General features: G+C 20.5%; 12 protein-coding genes. 7 read left to right on the top strand and 5 right to left on the bottom strand.

Translation table 11 applies throughout. From position 1 onward, the window contains the following. Positions 1-2: 2 nt before the first annotated feature. The gene (locus GJT83_RS00250) at positions 3-563 is read left to right on the top strand and encodes a DJ-1 family glyoxalase III (protein WP_168892470.1); all 561 of its coding nucleotides are present in this window, start codon (positions 3-5) and stop codon (positions 561-563) included. A gap of 117 nt (positions 564-680) precedes the next feature. Here GJT83_RS00250 and nusB read toward each other — a convergent pair whose 3' ends face one another. The 3 genes from nusB to ribD are packed head-to-tail and all read right to left on the bottom strand — an operon-like array spanning position 681 to position 2,702. After that, on the bottom strand, positions 681-1,100 hold the full coding sequence (gene nusB, locus GJT83_RS00255; protein ID WP_168892471.1) for a transcription antitermination factor NusB: 420 nt from the start codon (positions 1,098-1,100) through the stop codon (positions 681-683). Beyond that, on the bottom strand, positions 1,097-1,591 hold the full coding sequence (gene ribH / locus GJT83_RS00260) for a 6,7-dimethyl-8-ribityllumazine synthase (RefSeq protein WP_168892472.1): 495 nt from the start codon (positions 1,589-1,591) through the stop codon (positions 1,097-1,099). Before ribH ends, nusB begins: the two co-directional genes overlap by 4 nt. 25 nt (positions 1,592-1,616) lie before the next feature. Beyond that, entirely contained in the window at positions 1,617-2,702 is a 1,086-nt protein-coding gene (gene ribD / locus GJT83_RS00265; RefSeq protein WP_246208746.1) for a bifunctional diaminohydroxyphosphoribosylaminopyrimidine deaminase/5-amino-6-(5-phosphoribosylamino)uracil reductase RibD, read from the bottom strand. A gap of 436 nt (positions 2,703-3,138) precedes the next feature. Here ribD and leuA point away from each other — a divergent pair, with 436 nt between their 5' ends. The 6 genes from leuA (at position 3,139) to dapA (ending at position 9,472) form a co-directional block, all read left to right on the top strand. After that, complete coding sequence (gene leuA, locus GJT83_RS00270) at positions 3,139-4,686, top strand: 2-isopropylmalate synthase (RefSeq protein ID WP_168892473.1); 1,548 nt, start codon at positions 3,139-3,141, stop codon at positions 4,684-4,686. Between the two features lie 28 nt (positions 4,687-4,714). Further along, positions 4,715-5,806, top strand: coding sequence for a 3-isopropylmalate dehydrogenase (gene leuB / locus GJT83_RS00275; protein ID WP_168892474.1), 1,092 nt, complete (start codon positions 4,715-4,717; stop codon positions 5,804-5,806). Between the two features lie 9 nt (positions 5,807-5,815). Then, positions 5,816-7,213 carry a 3-isopropylmalate dehydratase large subunit gene (gene leuC, locus GJT83_RS00280; protein WP_168892475.1) on the top strand — a complete coding sequence of 466 codons (1,398 nt, stop codon included), beginning with the start codon at positions 5,816-5,818 and terminating at the stop codon, positions 7,211-7,213. A gap of 10 nt (positions 7,214-7,223) precedes the next feature. After that, the gene (gene leuD / locus GJT83_RS00285; protein ID WP_168892476.1) at positions 7,224-7,826 is read left to right on the top strand and encodes a 3-isopropylmalate dehydratase small subunit; all 603 of its coding nucleotides are present in this window, start codon (positions 7,224-7,226) and stop codon (positions 7,824-7,826) included. 23 nt (positions 7,827-7,849) lie between these two features. Next, positions 7,850-8,503, top strand: coding sequence for an adenylate kinase (gene adk, locus GJT83_RS00290; RefSeq protein ID WP_168892477.1), 654 nt, complete (start codon positions 7,850-7,852; stop codon positions 8,501-8,503). A 90-nt stretch (positions 8,504-8,593) separates the two neighbouring features. Next, positions 8,594-9,472, top strand: coding sequence for a 4-hydroxy-tetrahydrodipicolinate synthase (dapA, locus tag GJT83_RS00295; RefSeq protein WP_168892478.1), 879 nt, complete (start codon positions 8,594-8,596; stop codon positions 9,470-9,472). Here the strand turns inward: dapA and glyS are convergent. Further along, on the bottom strand, positions 9,464-11,533 hold the full coding sequence (glyS, locus tag GJT83_RS00300) for a glycine--tRNA ligase subunit beta (protein ID WP_168892479.1): 2,070 nt from the start codon (positions 11,531-11,533) through the stop codon (positions 9,464-9,466). The genes dapA and glyS overlap by 9 nt on opposite strands. Before the next feature lie 26 nt (positions 11,534-11,559). Next, on the bottom strand, positions 11,560-12,438 hold the full coding sequence (glyQ, locus tag GJT83_RS00305; RefSeq protein ID WP_168892480.1) for a glycine--tRNA ligase subunit alpha: 879 nt from the start codon (positions 12,436-12,438) through the stop codon (positions 11,560-11,562). Between the last annotated feature and the right edge of the window lie 24 nt (positions 12,439-12,462).

Consider the following 12,462-nt stretch of genomic DNA (forward strand, 5'->3'; position numbering starts at 1 on the left):
TAATGTCAAAATGTTATTCTATTTTAATTTGTATTACAGATGGTATAGAAGAAATAGAAACTGTTTCTTCTATTGATATTTTAAATAGAAGTAATATGAATGTTACTTTAGTCAGTATAACTAATAATTATAAAATATCATGTGCTCATGGTACAAATTTAATTTGTGATGTTCTTTTAAAAGATTTATCAAATAATGATGATTGTATTGCTATGATTTTACCTGGAGGAATGAAAGCAGCTAAACATTTTAAATCTAATAAATTATTATTAAAATATATTTATGAATTTAAATCTTCTCAAAGAATTATAGGAGCAATTTGTGCTACTCCTGCAATTATGCTTATATCAAATAATATTTTTCCTCAAGCAAAAATGACTGGATATTTAGGATTAAAAGACTTAATTCCATCTAAACAATGGTCAAATAATCCAGTATGTTGGGATGATAAATTTAAATTATTAACTGCCCAAAGTGTTAAATATTCTATTGAATTTAATTTAAAATTAATTAGTATTATTTTAGGAAAAAATTTTTCAAAAAAAATTGCATCTGAATTATAAATTATTAAATAAATTTAATAAAATTAATAAATATATATTTATGATTTTTAATAAAATTTATTTAAACTTTAATAAAAATCATAAATGTTATATTTATATAAAAAAATACACAATATTTTAAATTCTTATTTTATTAACTATTTTATCTAAAACACCATTTATAAATTTATAACTATTATCTACTCCTCCAAAACATTTTGCTAAACAAATACCTTCATTAATAATAACTTTATAAGGAACATCTAAACGATTAATTAATTCATATAATGAAATTCTTAAAATAGCTTTTTCAATTTGACCTAATTCAAATAATTTACGTGATAAAAAAGGCTTCATTATATTATCTAAATATGTACTATTTATTATTACTCCATTTATTAATTCATTAAAATAATTTATATCAATATTTTTAATATCTTTTATAGATTCATTTAAAAAATAATATTGAATATCACTAAAAGTATTTTTAGATATTTGCCAGGAATAAATTGCCTGTAAAGCATATTTACGAGCTTGATATCTATCTGTAAATTTCACTTTACTTCCTTTATTATATTTAAAGATTTAATTTTTTTAAATAAGTTTATCATTTCTAATAACGTTAAAGCTGCTTCAGTTCCTCGATTTCCTATTTTACTACCAGATCTTTCTATTGCTTGTTCTATATTATTTGTAGTTAATACTCCAAATGAAATTGGTATTTGATTTTTTACAGATAAATTTAATAATTGAAAACATATAGATTGAGATAAATATTTAAAATGTAAAGTATTTCCTTTAATAATTGTTCCTATTGTTAGGATTCCATCGTAAATTTTTTTTTTAATTATTAATTTAGTTGTTAATGGTAATTCATAAGAACCTGGAATCCATATAACAGTTATATTATTTTTTTTTACCATTCCTATTCTTTGAAACGTATCAATAGCAGCATATAATAAATTTTTATTAATAAATTCATTAAATCTTGCTATAATAATTGCTATAGACGCTTCTGGTGCTATTACAGTTTCGTTAATTATTTTCATAATAATTTTTAAAATAAAATTAAATTTATAAAGGTTTTAATTTTAATCTTAAATCTTTTCCTATTTTTTTTACATTAGTAAAATTAAATTTTAAAACATCATTCATATTAAAAAATTCATTAAGATTACAAAAATTTAATGCAATATTACCTAATAATTTAGGTGATAAATAAACTATTAATTCATCTACTAATTTATCTTTTAATAAAGATCCTGCTAATATACTTCCAGATTCTATAAGAAGATTATTTATACCTTTTGTTCCTAATTTTTTAAATAAATATTTTAAATTTAAAAAACCATTTTTTTCTGGAATAATTATTTGTTCAACATAACATGGCCATTTTTCAAATGTATATTTTAATCTAATTAATAATATTTTTCCTGGAAATAATATTAATTTATCAGTAGGTTTTATTAAATTACGTCTATCTAAAATAATTCTTATTGGTTGTCGTAATAAATATTTAGGATATATTTTCTTTATATGATTATCTAATTCATCCCAACGAACTAATAAAATAGCATTATCTTTTAAAATTGTACTACTTGTGCTTAAAATAGCAGAGCTTTGGGCTCTAAGTTTTTGAACATCTTTTCTAGATTCTATAGAAGATATCCATTTACTTAAACCATTATAAAGACCTATTTTACCATCTAAAGATATTGCTACTTTTAATTTTATATAAGGAATACCTGTACGCATTCTTTTAAAAAAACCTAAATTTAACTTTTCAGCTTTTTTAGATAAAAAATTAGTTTTAATTTTTATTCCAAATTTTTTTAATAATTTTAGTCCATATCCATTTATTTTAGGATTAGGATCTTTATTTGCTATAATAACACATTTAACTTTAGCTTTTATTAAAGCATTACAACAAGAAGGAGTTAAATTGTAATAATTACATGGTTCTAATGTTGTATAAACAGTAGAATTTTTTGCAAATTTTCCTGCCATATTTAATGCATTAATTTCTGCATGATTTTGTCCGGATTTTAAATGATATCCAGTACCAACTATTTTATTATTATTAACTATTACACAACCTACATTAGGATTAGGAGTTGTTGTAAAAACCCCTAATTTTGCTAATGTAATTGCATATTTCATATAAAATTTATTCATTATTATAATATTCACTTTATAAAATATTTATATGATAAGTTTTAATTTATTTAAAAATTAAAACTTATCATATAAATATATTAAAATATTTTAAGAAATTAATTATAAGATAATTAAAATTATTTGTTAATATTTAATAAGTTTTAAAATTATAGTTATTAACTATATTAATAGTATTATGTAAAATGAGTTTGAATTAATATTTATTATATAACTTTTATAAAATATAAAACATATATTTAATAATATTAATACATCTATAATTATAAATCATATAATTTACATATTTAAAATAAATATTTAATTATTTAATAAAAAATTAAAACTCTTGTTAATTTTTTAATTAAATTATATATCTGATATTAAATAAAATTTATAAAATATTTAACTAAAATTTTTATTAAAAGAGATTGATATTTTTATGAAAGAAAAAATTATTATTTTTGATACAACATTAAGAGATGGAGAGCAATCTTTAAAAATAAGTTTGAATACTAAAGAAAAAGTAGAAATAGCTTTAGCATTAGAATCAATGGGTATTGATATAATAGAAGTTGGATTTCCAATTTCTTCTCCTGGAGATTTTAAATCTTTTCAAACAATAGCGAGAATTATAAAAAATAGTAAAATATGTGCTTTAGCTAGATGTAAAAAAAAAGATATTGATATAGCTTATGAAGCTTTAAAAATATCATCTAATTTTAGAATTCATATTTTTTTAGCAACATCACCCATACATATTATTACAAAATTAAAAAGTACTTTAAATAAAGTAATTGAACGTATTATTTTTATGATAAAATATGCTAGAAAATATACTGATGATATTGAATTTTCTTGTGAAGATGCTGGTAGAACTCCTATAGATGATTTATGTTTAGTTGTTCAATCTGCTATTAAAGCAGGAGCAACAACAATTAATATACCTGATACAGTAGGTTATACTTTTCCTAATGAATATAGTAAGTTAATTCATAATCTAAAAAATAAAGTTAATAATATTGATCAATGTATTATATCTGTACATACACATAATGATTTAGGTATGGCAGTAGGAAATGCTATTACTGCAATTAATGCAGGAGCAAGACAAATAGAAGGTACAATTAATGGAATAGGAGAAAGAGCTGGAAATTGTGCTTTAGAAGAAGTAATAATGGCATTATATACTCATAAAAAAGATATAAATTTTTTTACCAATATTAATTATCATAATATATATAAAACAAGTAAAATTGTTAGTAAAATATGTAATATTCCTATAGCAGTTAATAAAGCTATTGTAGGTAAAAATGCTTTTTCTCATTCTTCAGGAATTCATCAAGATGGAATAATAAAAAATAAATATACTTATGAAATTTTAAATCCTAAAATTATAGGTTTAAATAAAACAGAACTTAATCTTACCTCAAAATCAGGAAGAGCTGCTATAAAATATCATATGCAATTAATGGGCTATAAAGATAATGATTATGATATAAATAAATTATATAATAATTTTATTATATTAGCAGAGAAAAAAGGCCGAGTATTTAATTATGATTTAGAATCTTTAGCATTTAATAGTGAATTTGAAAATACAACTAAATATTATTCTTTAGAAGATTTTACTATTCAATCTACATATAATTTAATTTCAACTATAAATTTAAAATTAAAATGTGGTAATTTAACAATTTTAAAATCTGCAATAGGTAAAAACCATATGAATGTAATTTGTAAAGTTATAAATAAAATTACAAATTATAATTTTTATATTATTAAATATGAATTTGATACTAAAAATTATAATAAAAAAATTATTAATCAAGTGAATATACAAATTAAATATAAAAAAAAAATATTTAATGGAATCGAATTTTCTAAAGATATAATGAAAGCTTCAGTTAATGCTATAATTAATATTATTAATAGTATATGGAGATTTAATCAAGTTAAAAAAAACATATTAAAAATAAATACTAAATAAACTTTGTTATTGTTTGGATAAAATGATTATGTCTAATATATTTAAAATTGCAATTTTACCTGGAGATGGTATTGGTCCTGAAGTAATGAAACAAGCAATTAAAGTATTAAATAAAGTAAGATATTTTTTAAATACAAATATTATTACTAATGAATATTTAGTTGGAGGATCTGCTATTGATAAATATGGTGAAGCTTTACCTAAAAAAACATTATTAGGTTGTGAAGAATCTAATGCAATATTATTTGGATCAGTTGGAGGTTATAAGTGGGATTATTTACCATTAAATCAAAGACCAGAAAAAAGTGCCTTATTAAAATTAAGAAAGTATTTTAATCTTTTTATTAATATACGTCCTGCATATATTTATAATAATTTATATATGCTAAGTCCTTTAAAGAATAATATTCTTAGTAAAGGATTTAATATTCTTTGTATAAGAGAATTAACAGGAGGAATATATTTTGGTAATCCAAATGGAAGAAAAGGTATAGGAAAAAATGAATATTCATTTGATACAGAAATATATTACAGATTTGAAATAGAAAGAATAGCTCATATGGCTTTTAATTTTGCTTTACAAAGAAATAAAATAATATGTTCAATTGATAAAGCTAATGTATTAAACACATCTGTTATGTGGCGTGAAATTTTGAAAGATTTATCTCATCAATATTCACAAGTTAAGTTAAAATTCATGTATATTGATAATGCTGTTATGCAATTAATGAAAAATCCATCACAATTTGATGTAATATTATCTACTAATTTATTTGGAGATATTATTTCTGATCAATGTGCTATGATTACAGGATCTATTGGTAATTTACCTTCTGCCAGTTTAAATAATAAATTTTTCGGTTTATATGAACCAGCTGGAGGTTCAGCACCTGATATTGCAGGAAAAAATATTGCTAATCCTATTGCTCAAATTTTATCATTATCTATGTTAATTAAATATAGTTTAAGAAATAAAAATATTTCTAAAAAAATAGAAAATGCAATTAAACACGTTTTAAATTTAGGATATAGAACTAAAGATTTATTTACTAATCAATCAAATGAAATAATAGTAACAACAGAAGATATGGGAACATTAATTACTAAATATATAACGTAGGATAATATTATGGGAAAAACATTATATGAAAAAATATATGATCACCATGTAATTTGTGAATTAAAAGATAATACAACAATATTATATATTGATAGACATTATATTCATGAAGTAACTTCACCACAAGCTTTTGAAGCATTACGTAAAAAAAAAAGAATAGTTTATAGACCTTATAAAACATTTGCAACAATGGATCATAATGTATCTACGTTAGTAAAAGATATTAATGGTTCTGGAACCATAGCAAAACAACAAATGGTAAAATTAATTAAAAATTGTCGAGAATTTAATATTGAATTATATGACATTAATCATCCATTTCAAGGAATTGTCCATGTTATTGGTCCAGAACAAGGAATTACTTTACCAGGAATGACTATTGTTTGTGGAGATTCACATACATCAACTCATGGTGCTTTTGGAGCATTATCTTTTGGAATAGGAACATCTGAAGTTGAACATGTTTTAGCAACACAAACTTTAAAACAAAATCGTGCAAAAAATATGTTAATAAAAGTAATTGGAAAAATACCAACAAAAATTACTGCAAAAGATATAATTTTAGCAATAATAAAAAAAATAGGAATTAGTGGTTGTAATGGATATATTGTAGAATTTTCAGGTAATGTTATAAAAAAATTAAGTATGGAAAGTAGAATGACAATATGTAATATGACTATTGAAATGGGTGCTAAATCAGGATTAATTGCTCCAGATAATATTACTTTTGAATATTTAAAAAATAAAAATTTTTCTCCTAAAGGAATATTATGGAATGAAGCTATAAGTTTTTGGAAAACATTATATACTGATAAAGATGCTATTTTTAAAAAAATTGTTACTATTGATATTTCAAATATTGCACCCCAAATTACTTGGGGAACTAATCCTGAACAATCTATAGATATAGATAAATCAATTCCTTTAATTAGTTCATTTAAAAGTTTATCTAAAAAAAAAACAGCAAAAAAAGCGTTAAAATATATGAATTTACAAGAAGGTATGAAATTAACTAGTGTTAATATTAATAAAGTATTTATTGGATCTTGCACAAATTCTAGAATTGAAGATTTAAGAGTAGCTTCTAAAATAATTCAAGGATATAAAATATCTAATAATGTTAAAGCAATAGTAGTTCCAGGATCTAATATGGTTAAAAAACAAGCAGAATTAGAAGGATTAGATAAAATATTTATAAATTCTGGATTTGAATGGAGATTACCTGGTTGTTCTATGTGTTTAGCAATGAATGGTGATATTTTATTATCAGGAGAACGTTGTGCTTCCACAAGTAATAGAAATTTTGAAGGTAGACAAGGAAGAAATAGTCGTACTCATTTAGTTAGTCCTATAATGGCAGCTGCAGCAGCTATATGTGGACATTTTATAGATATAAGATATTTTTAATAATATAAAAATGAAAAATTATTCTTTACAATATAGTGGTATTGTTGCTCCTTTTGATATATCAAATATCGATACAGATGTAATTATACCAAAACAATTTTTACAAAAAAATGAAAAAATAGGATTTGGTAATCATTTATTTCATAATTGGAGATACATTGATGATGATGGATATATTCCTAATCCAAATTTTATTTTAAATAAAAAAAAATTTAAAAATGCTACAATTTTACTTACTAGAGATAATTTTGGTTGTGGTTCATCACGTGAACATGCACCATGGTCATTAATAGATTTTGGATTTCATACAATTATTGCATCTAGTTATGCTGATATATTTTATAATAATGCAATAAATAACAAATTATTATTAATAATTTTAGATAAAATTATTATTAATGAACTATTTTTTATAGTACAGAATCAACCTGGTATTTCTTTTATTGTAGATTTAGAATCTAAAAAAATTATTGCTGGTATGAAATCTTTTAATTTTAAAATTAATAAATTTTTAAAAGAATATATTATAAGTGATTTAGATCAAATAGATCTAACTATGAAAAATATTAACAAAATCATTATGTTTGAAAAAAAATATTTTAATTTTTTTTAAAATAATTTGAGAAACTTATTATTATGCGTATAATTTTATTAGGTCCTCCAGGATCAGGTAAAGGAACTTATGCTAGATTTATATCAGAGAAATATAATTTATCAAATATTTGTATGGGTAATATATTACGTAATTATATTATAAATAATCATTCTTTTTTATCTAAACAAATAAAAAAAATTATTAGTTGTGGTTTAATGTTACCAGATAAGATAATAATCAAAATTATTAAAGAAAGATTATTAAATCAAGATTGTAAAAAAGGATTTTTATTAGATGGCTATCCTAGAAATATTTTACAAGCAAATATATTACAAAAAGAAAATATAAATATAGATAAAGTAATAGAATTACACATTCCAGAAAATAAAATTATAGAAAGAATAATTGGTCGTAGGATTCATGAATCTTCCGGAAGAACATATCATATAACTTTTAATCCACCTAAAATACCAGGAAAAGATGACATAACAGGAGAAAATTTAATTATTAGAACAGATGATAATAAACAAACAATTATTAATCGTTTAAAACAATATACTAAAAAAACAAAACCGTTAATTCATTACTATATTAAGAAATCATTAAATAAAAAATTTTTTTATATTAAAATAGATAATACTGATTGTATTTTAAATGTTAAAAAAAAAATTGAAAAGTTTTTAAAGAAAAAATAAAATTTTAATTAGATGAATTAATTATTTCAGTTTATTTTTTAAAAATTTTTTAGTATAATAATATTATTTATTTTAAATGGATTATTTAAAATGTTCACCGGAAGTATTGTAGCACTTATAACACCCATGGATATTAAAGGTAATATTTGTAAAATAAGTTTAAAAAAGATTATTGAGTACCATATCAATAATGGTACAAAAGCTATAGTTGTTATGGGTACTACAGGTGAATCTGCCACATTAAATTATAATGAACATATAAAAATTATAATGTTAGCAATAGATTTTGCAAAAAATAGAATTCCCATTATAGCAGGAACAGGTTTTAATTCAACATCAAAATGTATATCAATTACATCAAAATTAGAAAATTCAGGAATTATAGGATGTTTAAGTGTAACTCCATATTATAATCGTCCTACACAAGAAGGTTTATATCAACATTTTAAAACTATTGCAAATAATACTAAATTACCACAAATATTATATAATGTTCCAATTAGAACTGGTTGTGATTTATTACCAAAAACAATAGGACGTTTATCTAAAATAAAAAATATAATTGGTGTCAAAGAAGCAACTGGAAATTTATCACGTATATATCAAATTAAAAGATTAGTTCATGATTCTTTTTATTTAATTAGTGGAGATGATTCAACTGCTTTAGAATTTATGAAATTAGGTGGTCATGGAATTATTTCTGTTACAGCTAATATTGCTGCTTTAGAAATGAGTAAATTTTGTGATTATATAAAAAAAAATCAATGGAAAAAAGCAGAGATATTAAATGAACATTTAATAAATTTACATAATAAATTATTTATAGAACCTAATCCAATACCTATAAAGTGGGCTGCTAAAAGAATTGGATTAATATATAATGATACAATGAGATTACCTATGACTCCAATTTCCGATAAAAATAAAATTATAATAGAAAAAATATTAAAACAACTAAAATTAATATAATTGCTCAATATTAATTATTTTTAATAAAAAATTATTAATTTTATTAAGTAGAGTAATTCTATTTGTTTTTATTTCTATATTATTAATATTTACTATTACATTTTTAAAAAAATTATTTATAGGATAATATAATTCTGATAATATTAATAGAATATTATAATATTCATTATTTTTTATTTTTAATAAAAAAATTTTAGATAGTTTCAATAAATGATTATATAATATAATCTCTTCTTTTTCTTTTAAAAGAACAACATTTATTTTTTCATAAATAAAAGATTGATTTTTTAATAAAATTTTATTTATTCTTTTATAAGTATCAATTAAAAGTTTACTCTGTTTTTTTTCATTTTTAAAAAATAGACTTAATGTTTTTATTTTTATATCTAATATTAATGGTTTATTAATAATATTTGTTAAAACAGCTTGAATAATATTTTTTTCATATCCTAGTGATATATACCAATTTTTACATCTATTAATTATAAATTTCATTAAATCATTAATAATGTTACTATTAATAAAATTTATTTTATATAAAGAAATAGATTTTTTGATTAATTTTAATAAATTTAAATTTAATTTATTATTAATAATAATTTTTATTATTACTAATGTAATTCTTTTTAATGCAAATGGATCCTTATTACTTTTAGGAAATAAAGAAAGTCCAAAAATACCAACTAAAGTATCAATTTTATCTGATAAAAATAATACACAAGAAGTTAAATTATTAGGTATTTTATCATTAAATTTATATTGATATTGTTCTTTTATAGAGATACAAACATCTATATTTTCTCCATTATATTTTGCATAATACATACCAATAATACCTTGTAATTCAGGAAACTCCTGAACCATTGTTGTAGCTAAATCACATTTAGATAGTTCACTAGCTCTAATACAATTATTTATATTAGCTTTTAATTTAATTGCTATATATTTAGATAATTTTTTTAAACGTATAGTTTTATCTAATAAATTACCTAAATTTTTTTGAAAAATAATGTTTTTTAAATCATTTAAATATTCTTCAAATTTTTTTTTACAATCAGTTTTAAAAAAAAATTGTGCATCTTCAAATCTTGATTTAATTACTTTTTCATTTCCTTTGATAATTAAATTATTATCATGAGATTCAACATTCGATATAAAAATAAAATTTGGTAAAAGATTATGGTTTGTATCATATAAAGGAATATATTTTTGATATTTTATCATAATATATTCTAATATTTCATATGGTAAAAATAAAAATTTAGAATTAAATGAAGCTGATAATATAACTGGCCATTCTACCATAGACGTTAATTCATCTAAAAAATTAGAAGATAAATTTATTGATCCATTTAAAGAATAAGCAATTTTTTTTATATTATTTAATATTTTATTTTTACGTTTAAAAAAATCAACAATAACATTTCCTTTATCTAAAAGATATTTTTCATATTGATTAGCATGATCTAAAATAATTTTAGATTTTCCCATAAAACGATGTCCATTTATGATTTTACTAGATTTTATATTTAAAATATTAATTTTTATATTTTTATTTCCTAAAAAAACTGTTATTTTTCTTATAGGTCTAATAAATTTTAGACTATATTTATTTTTAATATTCCAATACATTAAATTAGGCATAGAAAAATTAGTTAAAGAATTTATTATCATTTTTGTTAATAAATATTTAATATTTACTCCTTTAACTTGTTTATTATAAAATAAATAATTATTTTTTAATAGAATTTTATTTGTATCTTCAATTTGATATTTTTTAATCCAGTATTTTACAATATCTATTGATAATAGATCTTTATTATAATTAGATATATTTGGTCCTTTTATTTTAAATATATAATCTATTTGTATTATATTTAAATAATATACTTGAATTGTAATTCTTCTAGAAGTAGCAAACCATATAATTTTTTTATATAAAAAATGATTTTTTTTTAATTCATTTTTAAAATTAATAAAAATTATTTTTACTGTTTTTAATAAATATTTAGAAGGAATATCTTCTATACTAATTTCTAATAATAAAGTTTCTTTTTTCATAATAAATAATATTTCCTATTTTAAGGTTATTTAATATAATTATAATATTTTTTAACTACTAATTTAGTCATATTTCTTAATTTCAAAATATATCTTTGTCTTTCAGTATTAGATAAAAACCTACGAGATTCTAATAAATTAAAACAATGAGAAGCTTTTAAAACTTTATCATAAGCTGGAAAGATTAATGGATTTTTTAAATTTAATAAAAATGTAACTTCTTTTTCATAATGTTGAAAACAATTTATAAGAAATTCAATATTAGCATAATTAAAATTATAATCAGATTGTTCTAATTCATTCTGTTTTAAAATATCACCATAAGTTACTAAATTATTTTTATTTTGACTCCATACTAAATTAAAAATATCTTCTACTTGTTGTATATGCATACCTAAACGTTCTAAACCATAAGTAATTTCTCCTGTAACTGGATTACATGATAAACCTCCAATTCGTTGAAAATATGTGAATTGACTTATTTCCATTCCATTTATCCATATTTCCCATCCTACTCCACTAGCTCCTAATGTAGGATTTTCCCAATTATCTTCTACAAAACGAATATCATTTTCAATAAAATTTAATCGTAATACTTTTAATGATTTTAAATATAATTCTTGAATATTACTTGGAGGTGGTTTCATTATAACTTGAAATTGATAATATTGTTGTAATCTATTAGGATGTTGTCCATATCTGCCATCACAAGGTCTTCTAGATAATTGTATATATGCAATTTTTTTAATTTCAGGACCTATAGCATATAAACATGTCATTGGATGTGAAGTACCTGCACCAACTTCAGTATCAATTGGTTGTAGGATACAACATCCTTGTTTAGACCAATATTTTTGTAAAATAAATATCATTCCTTCAAAAGTTTTTTCATCAAATTTTTTCATTTTATTTTTATATTTTATAAGTTA

The sequence above is a fragment of the Enterobacteriaceae endosymbiont of Plateumaris pusilla genome, from assembly GCF_012562765.1.
Lineage (GTDB): Bacteria > Pseudomonadota > Gammaproteobacteria > Enterobacterales > Enterobacteriaceae.